The 15,312-nt window shown below is 49.2% G+C and carries 15 protein-coding genes; 11 read left to right on the top strand and 4 right to left on the bottom strand.

What is annotated here, in order from left to right; all coding sequences use genetic code 11:
* On the bottom strand, positions 1-555 hold the full coding sequence (locus FJM67_RS00110; RefSeq protein WP_140586492.1) for a DUF2062 domain-containing protein: 555 nt from the start codon (positions 553-555) through the stop codon (positions 1-3).
* A gap of 37 nt (positions 556-592) precedes the next feature.
* Here FJM67_RS00110 and FJM67_RS00115 point away from each other — a divergent pair, with 37 nt between their 5' ends.
* Genes FJM67_RS00115 through murI form a run of 8 tightly spaced genes read left to right on the top strand, consistent with a single transcriptional unit; the run spans position 593 to position 6,859 of the window.
* Positions 593-2,344: a ComEC/Rec2 family competence protein gene (locus FJM67_RS00115; RefSeq protein ID WP_140586494.1), complete on the top strand. Its 1,752-nt coding sequence runs from the start codon at positions 593-595 to the stop codon at positions 2,342-2,344.
* A 24-nt stretch (positions 2,345-2,368) separates the two neighbouring features.
* On the top strand, positions 2,369-2,980 hold the full coding sequence (locus tag FJM67_RS00120) for a MotA/TolQ/ExbB proton channel family protein (RefSeq protein ID WP_140586496.1): 612 nt from the start codon (positions 2,369-2,371) through the stop codon (positions 2,978-2,980).
* A gap of 9 nt (positions 2,981-2,989) precedes the next feature.
* Positions 2,990-3,409 carry an ExbD/TolR family protein gene (locus tag FJM67_RS00125; RefSeq protein WP_140586498.1) on the top strand — a complete coding sequence of 140 codons (420 nt, stop codon included), beginning with the start codon at positions 2,990-2,992 and terminating at the stop codon, positions 3,407-3,409.
* Entirely contained in the window at positions 3,406-4,437 is a 1,032-nt protein-coding gene (lpxK, locus tag FJM67_RS00130; RefSeq protein ID WP_140586500.1) for a tetraacyldisaccharide 4'-kinase, read from the top strand. The genes FJM67_RS00125 and lpxK overlap by 4 nt, the downstream gene beginning before the upstream one ends.
* Entirely contained in the window at positions 4,418-4,615 is a 198-nt protein-coding gene (locus FJM67_RS00135; RefSeq protein WP_140586502.1) for a Trm112 family protein, read from the top strand. Before lpxK ends, FJM67_RS00135 begins: the two co-directional genes overlap by 20 nt.
* A complete protein-coding gene (locus FJM67_RS00140; RefSeq protein WP_140586504.1) occupies positions 4,612-5,067 on the top strand; it encodes a low molecular weight protein-tyrosine-phosphatase in 456 nt (151 codons plus the stop codon). The genes FJM67_RS00135 and FJM67_RS00140 overlap by 4 nt, the downstream gene beginning before the upstream one ends.
* On the top strand, positions 5,064-6,098 hold the full coding sequence (gene murB, locus FJM67_RS00145) for a UDP-N-acetylmuramate dehydrogenase (RefSeq protein WP_140586506.1): 1,035 nt from the start codon (positions 5,064-5,066) through the stop codon (positions 6,096-6,098). The genes FJM67_RS00140 and murB overlap by 4 nt, the downstream gene beginning before the upstream one ends.
* The gene (gene murI / locus FJM67_RS00150) at positions 6,098-6,859 is read left to right on the top strand and encodes a glutamate racemase (RefSeq protein WP_181161389.1); all 762 of its coding nucleotides are present in this window, start codon (positions 6,098-6,100) and stop codon (positions 6,857-6,859) included. The genes murB and murI overlap by 1 nt, the downstream gene beginning before the upstream one ends.
* A 7-nt stretch (positions 6,860-6,866) precedes the next feature.
* Here murI and FJM67_RS00155 read toward each other — a convergent pair whose 3' ends face one another.
* A complete protein-coding gene (locus FJM67_RS00155) occupies positions 6,867-8,522 on the bottom strand; it encodes a SulP family inorganic anion transporter (RefSeq protein ID WP_140586510.1) in 1,656 nt (551 codons plus the stop codon).
* A 78-nt stretch (positions 8,523-8,600) separates the two neighbouring features.
* A complete protein-coding gene (gene rne, locus FJM67_RS00160) occupies positions 8,601-11,708 on the bottom strand; it encodes a ribonuclease E (RefSeq protein ID WP_140586512.1) in 3,108 nt (1,035 codons plus the stop codon).
* 435 nt (positions 11,709-12,143) lie between these two features.
* Here rne and rluC point away from each other — a divergent pair, with 435 nt between their 5' ends.
* Positions 12,144-13,103 carry a 23S rRNA pseudouridine(955/2504/2580) synthase RluC gene (rluC, locus tag FJM67_RS00165; protein ID WP_140586514.1) on the top strand — a complete coding sequence of 320 codons (960 nt, stop codon included), beginning with the start codon at positions 12,144-12,146 and terminating at the stop codon, positions 13,101-13,103.
* A 55-nt stretch (positions 13,104-13,158) separates the two neighbouring features.
* Here rluC and FJM67_RS00170 read toward each other — a convergent pair whose 3' ends face one another.
* The gene (locus FJM67_RS00170; RefSeq protein ID WP_140586516.1) at positions 13,159-13,566 is read right to left on the bottom strand and encodes a MaoC family dehydratase; all 408 of its coding nucleotides are present in this window, start codon (positions 13,564-13,566) and stop codon (positions 13,159-13,161) included.
* Between the two features lie 67 nt (positions 13,567-13,633).
* Here FJM67_RS00170 and FJM67_RS00175 point away from each other — a divergent pair, with 67 nt between their 5' ends.
* A complete protein-coding gene (locus tag FJM67_RS00175) occupies positions 13,634-14,272 on the top strand; it encodes an HAD family hydrolase (protein WP_140586518.1) in 639 nt (212 codons plus the stop codon).
* Positions 14,272-15,294, top strand: a complete 1,023-nt coding sequence (locus tag FJM67_RS00180) for a S49 family peptidase (RefSeq protein ID WP_140586520.1) — start codon at positions 14,272-14,274, stop codon at positions 15,292-15,294. The genes FJM67_RS00175 and FJM67_RS00180 overlap by 1 nt, the downstream gene beginning before the upstream one ends.
* Positions 15,295-15,312 lie beyond the last annotated feature (18 nt).

A 15,312-nucleotide genomic window follows, 5' to 3' on the forward strand; every position in this document is an offset into this window, starting at 1 on the left:
CTAGTCTTGGTCTCCCTTAGGGTTGTGATCTGGTAGGATGCGACCCAAACGTAACAGTTTGCGGTTTTGCCAGCGTTTTACCACATGCAAACGCCATAGCAACAAAATGCCAAAGTACGACAGTCCACCGACGACCAGCCCTGCGACTATCGAGCCGACGTATAACGGTAGCCAGATATGCTCCATCTGGTGCCACATCCATTCCACCGACATTTTAAATTCCATATCGCTGGGACCGCCGACTAGAAAGGTGCCTAAAAGATAGTTAGCATAGAACACGATCGGCATGGTTATTGGGTTGGTCAACCACACTAAAGCAATAGACAAAGGGATGTTGGCACGCATGGGCACCGCGCAGAGAGCAGAGGCAACCATTTGAAAAGGCATGGGCAAGGCGGCCCAAAATAAGCCATTTAGAAAAGCGCGCGCAACGGAACGTCTGGTTAGGTGCCAAAGGTCTGCTTCGTAGATTTTGCTCCCCAGTATGCCAAGTGCTTTGTTTTGCCTTAGCTTATCAGGGTGTGGTATGTACTTCTTAAAATAGTGCTTTGGCATAGTCCGGTACAGCAATAAACAAGGGCAGGGAGGTCCTGTGTTGCTAATTCAAATCATTATTTGCATCTTCGCGGTACTGATGCCGGAAGCGGCAAGATGGCCATATTTTACGCTTATAACTATCCTTTGTCTCTGCAAAATCTATACAGGTGATTGGCGGACGCCGATATTGCTTGTTGTTTCCACTGTTTTGTTGATCTTACACGGGGTATTTTCTCATCCGAAGCTGGAGAGTATTTCCGAGATCTCCTTCAATATAGATAAAGCTTGTTACGTTTCGGTTAAGTTAACCGGTGTTGGCGTGCTGGTTGGTGAGAATGGCGGTTATTTGCTTGCTCGGCCATGCAATGACTCGTCCCCCGCGGATATTTCAGTTGTTGCAGTGAAATCGGCACGCGCACTAGGGTATGGGAGTTGGCAGGAGCGACGCTTCTTTGCTGAAGGCGCAAAATGGCGCCTCGATATAGTCACACCATTACCCTCCCATTTCATTGTCTCTGACTTATCTGATTACTCCCGCGGAGAAGCCTTAACTAGGGCGTTAATATTCGGGGAAAAAAGTGCTATTTCTCAACAAGATAAGTGGTTAATTCGTCACTTGGGTATTGCTCATCTATTCGTTGTCTCTGGACTTCATATTGGCTTTGCTTGGATGCTAAGTCGATTTATCAGTCGCTTAATTTATTTGTTTTATCTAGCGGTTGGGCGATCTGCCACCCCATTGCCACAAGTACTACTGGAAGCACCGCTAGGTATCCTTGCTTGTGCCATTTACGGTTATATGAGCGGTTGGGGAGAGCCCGTTATTCGCGCCTTTTTGATGGTAGTTTTATGGGGTTACTGGCGTAGTCAATGGCACCGAGTAACCCTATTTGGTTTATTGCAAACTGCGGTTTTGCTGATGCTATGGTGGCAGCCTTACCGAATAGTTAATGCAAGTTTTTGGTTGTCCGTGTCTTTTATTCTGTTATTGGTGATCTTGTTGCCTCGGTTAGGCAAAAGCTATGGCTGGTACCATCTTTGCCTTCTATTATTTTCACTCTTTCTCACTGCTGGTTGGCAGGAAAGCCAATCCCTAGTGGCACTATTGACCAATATGGTGCTTGTGCCTGTAACGGGGTTTATTTGGTTGCCATCCGCAGTGGCCGTATTGCTGATTGACAATGTTGTTCTATCGTCCCACTACTATCATGGTATTGGGCAGATGTTTGGTCTGCTCTGGCATCTAGCAGCATGGGGGGACTCGGTTTCTTTGAATACCACGTGGGGAGAGCATAGTAAGTTACTACTGGTAATCTTCGCCTATGGATTGGTGCTGCTAATGCCCTTGTGGCGGGCTAGGCTGGGTCTGATATTGCTGATGTTGGCGCTCATTGATGAGCCAAATTCTGATCTCATGGTAGAGAACCGCGGGGGAGATTTATTGGTTAGAGCCAACGGCAAGGTTGTGGAATTGGGAAGTTGGCAGGCTCTGCCTCGGAGACTCACGCCCAGTGAGTACTTTCCAAATGCCATCATTGCCCAACGTTTACCAGACTACAGCGCTGGAGAGTGGCTGAGGAGTGCGCCCAAATGGGTTCTAACACGCCACGCTACTCAGTACCAAACCCAGTTGCTAGCGGCGCTGAAAATTCCACTGTATGTTGTGCAAACCAATGAAACACTGCATTTTCGTGCAAACACTCGCAAAGGGATTGAGGTATCGTCATCACTCTGCCCAAGGGGGCTAAAACTTTTTGCGACGTCAGCTTGCAAACGTGTTGCTGCGTTGGAGAGTGTGGTAAATTAAGCCCACATTTGCACAGGAGGTCTCGTGTTAGAATTTATCAAAACCGGTGGCGTTTTTATGTGGCCACTTCTTGGCTGTTCCATTTTAGCGCTAGCTATCATCATCGAGCGTTTTTGGTCGTTACGTAAAGGGCGGGTGGTTCCGAATGGATTAATGGCCGATGTCATGGCTCGTTTGAGAGAAGATCGCATGACCGTTGATTATATTCGCTCGTTACAATCAACTGCAGGTTTAGGCTTTATTTTTGCTGCTGGATTATTGAATTCCAAACACGGTCGGCAATCCATGAAAGAGAGTATTCGCGAAGCAGCGAGTCATGTTATCCACGAATTAGAGCGCTTCATGAGCACGTTGGGAACGATTGCTGCGATCGCTCCACTGCTAGGGTTGCTGGGTACTGTCGTGGGTATGATTAAAGTATTTTCGGTGCTGATGGAAGAGGGGGCTGGCAATACCGCTTTGTTGGCTGGAGGGATTTCCGAAGCGCTGTTAACCACAGCGGCAGGGCTTGGGGTCGCCATCCCAGCATTGATTTTTCATCGCTATTTTTCCCGTCGAATTGACGAGTTGGTGGTATCGATGGAGCAGCAGTGCAACAAATTGGTCGATGCTTTACATGCCGAACGCACAAGCTAAGGAGCGGCAGTGAAATTTCGTCGCCAAAAAATCGAAGATGTGCAGATCAATCTCACGCCACTGATAGACGTGGTTTTTCTGCTGCTAATTTTCTTTATGGTTAGCACTACTTTTAAGCAAAGCACCGAATTGACTATTGATTTACCGACAGCGAGTTCCGGGGCGCCATCTCTAATCGCGCAACAGCCGGTAGAGATCACCATCACAAAAGATGGACGTTATGTTATCAATGGACAAACCTTAGTAAATCAAACCACCGATGTTTTGGTGCAGGGGTTGAAGGAAACCTTTGCTGAAGATTTTAAACGTCCGCTAATCATTACTGCTGATGCGGGAGCGGAGTATCAGATGGTAATGCGTGTCTACGATGCGGCAGCCCGCCTAGGTATCACAAAACTAGCCCATACCGCTCAGCAGGAGCAGGAGTGAGCTGGATAGAGAGACAAATTTCAGCCTCTTGGTATCGTCCATTTGGTTGCTCTTGGCTGCTTTACCCTCTGTTGCCATTGGCCCGTTGGCTGATAGCGCGCAAGCGGCAGGCATTTTTGCGACACCCACCGGCTGTATTGAAAGTGCCGGTCGTGGTAGTGGGCAATATTACAGTGGGTGGTACGGGCAAATCGCCCTTAGTGCTGGCTTTGGTGGAACTGTGTCAGCAGCAAGGCTGGCGTGTTGGTATTATTAGTCGCGGGTATGGGTCAAATGTCACGCAACCGGTGCTCGTTCGCCACGACAGCCTAGCGAGTGATGTGGGAGACGAGCCACTTATGTTGGCCCAGCGTAGCGGTGTCCCGGTGTGCGTACATCCACAGCGACGCCTCGCTGCTGAAGCATTATTGCAGCACCATTCCCTTGATCTAATTCTTAGTGACGATGGCTTGCAGCATTATGCTCTACCGCGTGATTTAGAAATTGCCATGATAGACGGGCATAGAGGTGTTGGTAACGGTCAACTGCTTCCTGTAGGTCCTTTACGTGAGCCAGTTTCGCGCTTACAAAGAGTGGATTTTCGCTTCTTAATCGGCGCTCGGGATACGAGTGTCGCGGGTTTTCCTGTGACAGCTGTTCCTTTGCTGCCTGTGGTACTGAGAAATGTATTTAACCCTAAGCAAACTTTGCCTTTGTCGGAGCTTCAGGGAAAGTCATGGCAAATACTAGCGGGGATCGGTAATCCACAAAGATTTTTGCAAACACTGCAAGAGCTAGGTTTGACAGCCGACTCACCGAAGCATCTGTTTCCCGATCACCATGTTTTTGCAACTGAGGATATTCCTAGTGATGGCAAAGTCGTGATGACGGAAAAAGACGCAGTGAAATGCCGCGTGTTACCAACGCAAAACCGCGAACTTTGGTACCTAGAAGTAAAAGCTCAGTTACCTACAGCAGTAACCAATGCGTTGCTGGAAACGATTAACTCGATAATAGAGATGAGAAAACATGAACAAAGCGCTACTTGATATCTTGGTTTGCCCTGTTACCAAGGCCCCCCTTGAACTGAGTGCAGATGGCACCGAACTCATTAGTCGCGTCGGTGGTATGGCCTATCCCATTCGAGATGGCATCCCAGTCTTATTAGAAACCGAAGCGCGTACTCTTACCACTGATGAGCGCCTCCACGACGATAGCGCAAAATGAAAGTGTTAATGGTCTGCCTTGGGAATATTTGCCGTTCACCGGCGGCTCAAGGTGTGTTGGAGTTTCTCGCCCGCAAACATCGTCTTGATATCCAAGTGGATTCTGCAGGTACGGCTGCATACCATATAGGTAAGCGTCCTGATGCGCGTTCGATTGCTGCCTTAGCAGAGATCGGTATCGATATTTCACAGCAGCGTGCGCGACAAGTCTCTCGTCATGACTTTGAGGAGTTTGACTGGATATTGGCCATGGATCGAGACAATTTAAACAATCTCGCTCAATTAGCTCCAGCTCAAGAGCGTGCGAAAATAGCCTTGCTAGGGGAATATCGTAACGGGCTTAACGGAGGAGAAGTTGCAGATCCGTATTGGGGAGAGGCAGCCGAGTTTGCGCAAATGCGCGAACACCTGATGGTTTTATTACAAGACTTCATTAGCGAGATAAAGTCGTGACTGCAGCACTGCCTCACCCATTAACGCCTGATGTTGAATTAACCGATTACAACACCTTGCGGTTTGCTTATCGGGCGCAATATCTCTGCGAAGTAGAGACGTTACACCAATTGCACGAAATATTGGAGTGGGGGAAGCAAAACGCCCTGACTTGGCGAATCTTTGGTGGCGGAAGCAATTTGGTTATTTGTCAGGATCTGCCTGGTATTACGCTAATTAACCGATTAAAGGGCCGAGTCGTGCTCCGAGAACATGACGATTTTGTCGATATCGAAGTTTGCGGCGGAGAAAACTGGCATGAACTGGTTGCTTGGACGGTAGCACAAGGCTGGTGGGGGTTGGAAAATTTGGCTCTGATCCCCGGAAGCGTTGGTGCTGCCCCCGTGCAAAATATTGGCGCTTATGGGGTAGAAGTTAAGGACTGTATTTTAGCTGTGGAAGTGTTGGATACCCATACCATGCAGCTTTGCCATCTGTCCCCAACTGATTGCGATTTTGGCTATCGGGAATCCGCATTCAAACACCAATGGGCTGGTCGTTACATCATAGTGAAGGTGTGCTTTCGCTTGTCCAAGCTTCCTAGGCGAGTGTTAAATTACGGCGGTTTGAATCAGCGTCTTGCGGAAAATTGTAGTCAGCAAGAGATTTTTGATACGGTTTGCCAGATTCGCTCGGCTAAGTTACCCAATCCCAATGAGTTGGCTAACGTGGGCAGTTATTTTAAAAACCCGATCGTTGCTGACCATGTCTATAGAGAGTTACTCAATCGCTACCCCGATTTGGTGGCGTTTCCCTATGGTCAAGACTGGAAACTTGCAGCGGGTTGGTTAAATGAGAAAGCGGGCTGGAAGGGCAAGCGTGTAGGTGGTGTTGGAGTTTACTCAGAGCAGGCTTTGGTGCTAGTAAACTACCAAGATCGTCACGCAGCAGGTTTGTTGTCGCTGCAGCAGCAAATTGAGCAGTCAGTGTTGGCTCAGTTTGGTGTGCAGTTGGAGCGCGAGCCGATTTTGTTGCCGGGCGAGGCCGAATAGTGTCTACGAAAGTGGGTATATTCGACTCTGGTTCGGGCGGACTCACGGTATTGGCCAGCTTGCGTCAAACTATGCCGCACCATGACTACCTCTATGTGGAGGATGCCGGCTTTGCTCCCTATGGTAGTCATAGTACATCAGTGATTACCGACCGCTGCGTTAAAATAACAGACTACTTATGTCAGCAAGGCGTCACCGCTTTAGTGGTGGCATGTAATACCGCGACAGTAACAGCGATTCATATCCTGCGAGAGCGTTTCGCACATATGTCTTTCGTTGGTATCGAGCCTGCCGTGAAGCCAGCATACGATATAACCCGAAATGGTAAAGTGGCGGTGTTAGCTACACCTATCACTATCGGTAGTCCGCGTTTACAGCAATTGATTGAACTATGGGGAGCGGGAAAAGAAACTTCCCTATTCCCATCGGCGAGTTTGGCGCAACTGATTGATCAACCTAGTGCGATGTTGGAGTTACAGCAGGAGTTGGATCGAATTGCTGAGCAAGTCAAACAAAGTCAAGCGGATGTGCTGGTTTTAGCCTGTACCCACTATCCTCATGTGAAAGACTCCTTACAGCAGCGTCTTCCAGAGGTAAATATTATTGAGCCAAGCCTTGGAGTAGCCAAGCGTCTATCGTCAATTTTGCCAATAAGACAACATGTGGACACTAGATTGATGGGTAGTGTCAGTTACTTTACTACCGGTAAGATGAGGCAGTTAGGGCGCTATCCATGCGCCCCTAGGGAAATCGATATCTAACCTTTTCTTAAGCGTCGCTGCCTGTACAGGCTAGTGCTAATTTCAGGGCTTCCTTGCGTGAAGAAGCGAAAGCATTGGCCGGCAATCTGGTAGTGACGCCGAGCTTTTCTAAGCGTTCCGTAGTTTGCCCATTCGGGCTAAAGATAAACACCTGACAGTTTACCTCTATGGCGTCTTTAATGGCGTTTTCTAAGGCTAAACCCACAGTTAAGTCCATCATTGGAACCGCACTTAAGTCCAAGACCATAGCATCATGTCCCGCTACATGGGCATGTTGTCGTGCAATGGCCTTACTGACGCCAAAAATCATTGGTCCCGACAAATAGAATAGCAACACTTTACCATCTGCCTGATCCAGCAGTTGTCGCTCTTCATCGGTGAGCGGGATGCTGTCATCGGCATCACTGATGGCCTTAACATTGGACTCTTGCAGACGACTCAATCTTTCAATAGTCAAAATGTTGGCAATGAAGACACCAATAGCAACCGCAATCATCAAATCCACAAAGACAGTGAGTAGCATCACCCCGTACATGATAAGAGTTGGAGCTAACGCCACCTTGTGGGCTCGTTGTAAAAAAGACCAGTCAAGGATATTGATGCCAACGAAAACCGCAATGCCGGCCAAGGCTGCCATTGGAATGGATTGAGTAAGTGAGGACGCGCCGACAACGACCACCATCAGTAAGAGAGCACGTACCACGCCGGCTAGAGGTGAGCGAGCGCCAGCTTGGATATTGACGACAGTTCCCATGGTGGCGCCTGCTCCTGGTAGGCCACCGCAGAAACCAGAAATGGCATTGGCGATTCCTTGACCCACTAATTCACGATTGGAGTCGTGGTCTTTGCGTGTCAGGCTGTCGGCAATTACCGCAGTAAGAAGCGTGTCGATACATCCAAGTGTACCTAGTACTAGCGCATCCGCCAGCATGGTCGTCATTTCACCATAGCTGAACGTTGGCCATTGTAAGTCTGGCAATCCCGAGGGGATGACACCGATACGGCGAATATCTTCCTGATCAAACAGAATAACCGACAGCAAGGTAATACCGACCAGAGCAACCAGCTGTGGTGGCACGAAGCGCCGCCAGCTTTTGGGCATGTAATACAGACTTGCCAGGGTCAAAATGCCTAAAAACAATTCGCGAAAGGAGAGGTTGCTGATTAACTCAGGTAGTGCGCCTAGGGTGCCAACTACGCCCCCCGGCGGGGTGGGTTGCCCGAGCATAGGAGCCAATTGCAAAATGATTAAGATAACACCGATACCAGACATGAAGCCGGAAATGACGCTGTAGGGCATTAAGGTGATGTACTTACCTAAGCGCAGAGTGCCTAACAGTATTTGAAAACCACCGGCTAATATCACGACAGTGAATGCCATCGCTTTGCCATTTTCAGGGTTGGTGGCAATTAATGACGAGAGTACCGCTGTCATAATTACCGTCATGGGGCCCGTAGGTTCAGATATTAAGCTGGTGGAGCCACCAAATAATGATGCAAATAGACCAACTAAAATTGCTCCCCACAGACCCGCCTCCGCCCCGGCACCAGACGCGACGCCAAAAGCGAGTGCCAAGGGTAAAGATACAATGGCAGTCGTGACACCACCGAATATATCTCCCTTTAGCGAAATCTCTTTGAAACGGTTTAAATCAACTAACATAGTAACTATCTTGTTCAACTAAGCCCTAGGTTAAGCAGAAAAAAGAGCCCGCAATCGCGGGCTCTTAACAGTACAAGATTATTCGTTTACCGAATTCTCTGGTGCCTTCTCTTCGATAGTATGATCGGACTCCGTAGCGAGGCGCGGATCATTTTTTACTCTACCTGGTTGGCGACGACGGCGCTCTTGAGCCTGTTCTCGTTTCGCTAATAACTCTGCCTTGCTTGCCTCTTGTGCGGCAATTAAAGCTGCAGGTAGGGCGACTGGCTGGCGTTCCGTTGCCGGCTTGACGGTAGCTTTCCCACGCGCGCGACGAGGTGTACGAACACGCTTTTCAGTCCCTTCGCTTACTTCTGCTGTCTGTTCAGGCAGTTTGTCTGCTTCGCTGTCAGCATCGGCTACTTGGGTATCCGTTTCTGCCGCTTCACTTGGCTGGGCGTCAGTTTCAGTTGCTACGTCCTCGGTTGTCGTGTCAGGCGTTACTCCAACCGCCACTGGTTCTGCTTCAGCGGTATCAGGTGCAGATTCTGGAGTAGCAGCTTCCTGAGCCTGAGTCTCTGGCGCTGGTTCGACTGTAGCGTCTGGAGATGCGATTTCAGTCGCCTCAACAATCGTAGCGGACTCTTCCTCCTGAGTTGGCTCTGATGCTGGTGCTTCAGATGGCGCCGGCGCCACAGTTAGGTCAACGTCAGTTGCTGCTGTTTCACTCGCCGAGGTGGCATCCTCAATCTGCTCTACTGCAGGCGTCGTTTCGACTGCTGCTGTAGCTTCCGCTGCCGCATTTTCAACTGCATCGGTTTTAGGTGCTTCTACAGTATTAGTGATCCCGTTAGATTCAGCCGTTTCAGACTCGGCTGTAACGCTGGTAGCTACGACATTCACCACTTCTTCCACAGCGTCTGTAGTCTGTTGTTCAGGCACTGTGTTTTTGTCTTCCGCCTGACTTGGGCGACGTGAACGGCGCGAGCGACGTGGTTTGCGTTGCTCGTCACGCTGTTCACCATCTTGCTTGACGTCATTAAAATCAGAGTCGCCTGATGCTGGGAGTTGCTTTTCATCTTTCGCAACAGACTCTTCTTTGATCATTGTCGCTTGTTGTTGGGCAAGCAATTCCTGTTCCTGAGCTTCTACTTTTAGTGCACCAGAACGACGCTTATTGTCGTTACGAGTACGTTGGCGTTCCTCAACCTCTGGAATTACTTTTTTCGCACGCGGTGCTTTTACCACAGGTGTATCGCTGTCGTTGTCCTCGTTACGGCGGCGACGGCGTGGATTCTTCGGTGTACGCTCTACTGGCGCATCAACTTCTTGCGCCTTGGCCCGGCGTGTCTCACGAGTAGATTGTTGAGTGTCCTGCTCAGCATCCTTTTGGAAGTCCTTGCGCTGATGCTTGCTACGCTTGTTACGGCTTGGGCGTGTATTTGGCGTCGCTTTCGCTTCTGGGGCTTTTATTTCCGCGCTAGTTTCCGGTACAGCCGCCTCGCTACCACTACCGAATAGCGCATTGAAAAGGCGCTTAAAGAAACCAGGCTTTTTAACCGGTTCTGGCGTTGCCACTGGGGCTGGAGCAGGAGTCGGTGCTGGCGCAGCAGGGGCGATGCTGGTCACAGCAGCCTGTGGACGGGCTTTTTGGTCAGCTTGGCGGGGTTCGTAAGGTGGATGCTCAGGTGTTTCTACTAGAGTGTAAGAGCTATCGTCTTGACTAATGATAGAATTATCATCGCGGATACGTTCTACATGGAAGTGCGGGGTTTCCATGTGCGGATTCGGTACCAGAATCACATGCACGTGGTGACGTTTTTCGATTTTCGCGATATTAGTACGCTTTTCGTTAAGTAAGAAAGTGGCAACAGACACCGGCAAAATGGCACGAATTTGAGCAGTACGTTCTTTGGCGCATTCTTCCTCGATTAGGCGTAAAACGGATAGAGCTAGTGACTCCACATCGCGAATAAAGCCTTGCCCATTACAACGTGGACAAACAATGCCGCTAGTTTCGCCAAGGGACGGGCGCAAGCGCTGACGAGACATTTCCAACAGACCAAAGCGGGAAATGCGTCCCAGTTGAACTCGCGCACGATCTGCCTCTAGGGCCGTTTTCATGCGATTTTCCACTTCTTTTTGGTTGCGCACCGGCGTCATGTCAATAAAGTCGATGACGACCAAGCCACCAATGTCACGCAGACGTAACTGACGCGCAATTTCATCGGCTGCTTCTAAGTTGGTTTGTAGAGCAGTCTCTTCAATATCGCCGCCTTTGGTTGCGCGAGCGGAGTTGATATCGATAGAGACAAGGGCTTCGGTTGGGTCGATTACAATAGAGCCGCCAGATGGCAGGCGTACTTCCCGTTGGAAAGCCGTCTCGATTTGAGTTTCGATTTGGAAGCGGTTAAATAAAGGTGTTGGATCGGTGTAAAGTTTGATGCGACTTTTGAAGTGCGGCATCACTTGCATCACGAAGTTGATCGCGTCTTGGTAAACAGATTTCTCGTCGATTAATACTTCACCGATATCTTCGCGCAAATAGTCACGAATCGCGCGAATAACAATGTTGCTTTCTTGGTAGATCAAAAACGGAGCAGGGCGCTCAGAAGCTGCTTTGGTGATGGATTCCCAAAGCGTGTTAAGATAATCCAAGTCCCATTGCAGTTCTTCAGTAGAGCGACCAACCCCTGCCGTGCGGACGATTAAACCGCCCTCATCTGGCACATCTAAACCATTCATGGCTTCTTTAAGTTGGGTGCGATCATCACCGTCGATACGACGGGAGATACCACCAGCCCGTGGGTTGTTAGGCATGAGTACTAGGTAGCGGCCTGCTAAGCTAACGAAAGTGGTTAACGCCGCACCTTTGTTGCCACGTTCCTCTTTATCGACTTGTACGATAACTTCTTGGCCTTCGGTAATCACATCTTTGATATTGATGCGACCATCGTGGTTGGATCTTTTTGAAAAGTAAGTTTTGGAGATTTCTTTAAGAGGCAGGAACCCGTGACGCTCAGCACCGTAATCGACGAAAGCGGCTTCTAAGCTAGGCTCTACGCGGGTGATTCTCCCCTTGTAAATGTTCGCTTTCTTTTGTTCCCGAGATCCTGATTCGATATCTAGATCGTAAAGACGTTGCCCGTCTACCAGCGCAACACGCAGTTCTTCTTGCTGGGTTGCATTAATAAGCATTCTAATCATGAAAAATGAACTCTGTAGTCTGAAACAAACGAGTTCGCAGGGCAGGCGGTATTGACGAGGCCAGTAACGTCGCGCGTTAGCCAGATTTCGTAATGTGTTAAGTAGCAGGTCGCAGACAACACGTACGCTCCAACCGTACTGCATGAGCTAACATGGTGGCTCAATGTAGATAATGGCACAATGTCGATTTGTGTGCGTCGTGGCGGTGACCAGCTCGGAAACTTTTCCTACCCCATGAACATCGATTGGCTCATGTGGTTAATTAAATATATGTGTAACTGTCGCTAAGGTAAGACATTGCCAAAGTGTCGCTTTGGCTTGGGTTCTTCATTCTGTACAATACTGTCTTCGAGGTGTTTTGTTGCCTCTTACCCTCAACGCGCTTGAATATAGCAGTAAAATCTAAGTGCTTCAATTACATAGGAAACCATTCTTTTGGCTAGCAACGACTCAGAACGCCCACAAGTGCGATTTTTTGAAATAGATGACAGTCATCTAGGGCAGCGCCTCGATAATTTTCTGTTGTCCAAACTTAAGGGATTGCCAAAGGGCAAGCTCTACAATTTGATGCGCAAAGGAGAGATTCGCGTCAATAAAAAACGGATTAAACCGGATTATCGTCTTGAAGTTGGCGATATGGTTCGTGTTGCACCCATCAATTTAGCCCCAGTTGCAGACAAGCCAGTGGTGAATGACGGCCTGAAAGAGTTAGTGCAGAGTCGCATCCTGTATGAAGACGATGCTTTGATGGTGATAAATAAACCGTCGGGATTGGCGGTGCACGGCGGTAGTGGACTCAGCTTTGGTTTGGTTGAAGTAGTACGTCAGCTGCGTCCCGACGAAAAATTTATTGAGCTAGTGCATCGGCTTGATCGTGATACCTCCGGTCTCATCATGATCGCCAAAAAGCGTCCTATGTTACGCAAGCTACATGAAGCCCTACGAGAAAAGCATGGAGTGAAGAAGATCTACCAGGCGCTGGTGTATGGGGCTTGGCCTAAGCATCAAAAAGAAGTGAATGTGCCGCTGCAAAAAAATGAATTGAAATCTGGTGAGCGAGTTGTCAAGGTTGATACAGAAGGGAAGGAGTCCCTGACTCGATTTAGTATTTTGCGACAGTTCGAGCATTTCACTTTGATTGAATGTGAGCCAGTTACTGGGCGTACACACCAAATTCGTGTGCATACTCAGTTTGCCGGTCATCCTATTGTTGGGGATGAAAAGTATGCTCCAAATTTCAAGAATCGTAACGCCAAAGACTTTGGCTTGAAGCGCCTGTGTTTGCACGCAGCGCGGTTGACCATCAATATTGACGGCAAGCATCAGGTGTTCGAAGCGCCGTTGGATGATGATTGGCGCGAGGCTATGAACGAAAATCTTACGGCAAGATTTTAAGTGAGCAATGAAGGGAGACCCTTTGTGTTTCCCTTCATAGATTTATGTCTAAATGCTACGGCAGCATGATAGTGGCTTCACCAGTCACTACTTTTTTACCTTCCACCGTGCAGACGGTTTCTAGTACCGCTCGCTTACGACGTTCGTTTAGTTCTTTCACAGTTACCGTGGTCGTTACTTCTGCACCAATAAACACGGGGGCGCGGAATTTCAGGGTCTGCTCTAGGTAGATTACTCCTGGTCCTGGTAGTCGGGTGCCGATCGCTGCGGAGATAAAACCGGCAGTCAGCATTCCGTGGGCAATGGGTTGACCGAAGCTGGTGGTAGCAGCGTATTCCGCATCTAAGTGAACGGGGTTGTTGTCACCGGTAACAGCGGCGAAGGTGTGTACATCGTCCTCGGTCACTATGCGGGTAATGGACTCCGATTGGCCGACGGTTAAATTCTCAAAGCTATAACTCATTTTGCGTCCTTATTTACATTTTGTTGCCTATGGTACACTCCCGTCCAAACTTTCTTAAGAGGCGAATATGACGAAGCTGGTGATTTTTGACTGGGACGGCACCTTGTTTGATTCCATTGGGCGCATTTGTACCGCGATGCTGCGCGCGGGTCGACAAGCTGGTGTTGCGGAGCGTACCCATGCGGATATTCAAGATATTATCGGCCTTTCCCTAGATGTTGCGATCCATAAGGTATGGCCTGAAGAGTCAGATCTCGCTCGCCAGCAAGTCGCAACATTGTACAAAGAGTTTTACGTGGCCTCTGATCAAACCCCGCCCAAGCCTTACCCAGGCGTGATGGAGATCTTGTCATGGTTGCAGCAGCAAGGTGTACAAATTGCAGTGGCGACGGGCAAGACTCGTCGGGGGTTGGATCGAGTGATGGCACTGTCGCAAACGCAGCACTTTTTTGCCGCTACTCGCTGTGCGGATGAAACCATCTCGAAACCTGATCCGTTAATGTTAAAAGAGATATTAGATGAACTTGGCGTGTTGCCATCTGAAGCCATCATGGTGGGTGACACCGAGTATGATTTGGAAATGGCCCAGCGTGCTGGTATGCGCTCAGTTGGGTTAGATTATGGCGCCCACAGTACAGAGCGTTTGTGGCGTCACGAACCGATAGCGGTGCTTGGTAATTTAATGCAGTTGAAGGAGTTGTTGTAATGGCTTGGACTGAAGAAGAGGATGCGAACGGGGTAAATCAAGTCCCACTTAATAAAGAAGAAGCAGAGTCTAGTGCCTCTGGTAAAAAAGGAGCGACAGAAGGTAAGGATGCTGTTTGGTTTGAAATGATGGAGAAAGTGCTCGGTGCCACTGTCATTGAGCAGCGCCGAGCGCGTCGCTGGAAAATCTTTTTCCGCTTCGTGTATTTGCTGGTTTTTGTTGGTATTGGTGTCGGCCTGTTTTGGGGGCAACAGGAACATGAGTCCTACGGCGGTGGTCAGCAGGTTGCAGTGGTACCAATGGTGGGAGTAATTGGCAGTGGTGCAGAAGTGGATGCCAACGAGTATGTCGCTTTGCTGCAAGATGTCTACTCTGATCCGCGCACCAAAGCGGTATTGATAGAAATGAATAGCCCAGGCGGAAGTCCAGTCCATGCGGATATTCTTTACCAATTCATCGTTTCCCAGCGCCAGCGTCACCCAGATATTCCTGTGGTGGTAGCGGTGGAGGATTTGGCAGCCTCAGGGGGCTATTACATAGCGGCGGCGGCAGATGAAATTTACGCGAATCCCGCGAGCCTCGTGGGCTCCATCGGAGTGATCTCGGCTGGGTTCGACGCGACCGGTCTGATGGAGAAATTGGGAATCAAAAGACGTTTATTCACTGCTGGGGAAAACAAAGGCTTCATGGATCCATTTAGTCCCATGTCCGAGCAGACTCCAGCTCATTGGCAAGGGGTGTTAAACGATACCCACAAGCGCTTTATTGATGCTGTTCGCCAGGGGCGAGGCGAGCGCTTAAAGGAAGATGCTAGCACTTTCTCTGGGTTGGTGTTTAGTGGTGAAGGTGCTCTAGCTCTTGGTTTAATAGATGGTTTTGACTATAGCGCTAATATGCTGGCGACTCGATTTGCGAATTTGGAGCCAGTTTATTACGAGCCAGCTAAGGATCCGTGGGAACAAGTGGCCAAGGAGTTTGGTGTCTCTTTTACTGGCTCGGTGTTAAATCTGCTACGTTGGTGATGTGACGGTCGGGCTGAT

Origin of the sequence: Maribrevibacterium harenarium (assembly GCF_006385675.1) — a bacterium.
GTDB lineage: Bacteria > Pseudomonadota > Gammaproteobacteria > Pseudomonadales > Marinomonadaceae > Marinomonas > Marinomonas harenarium.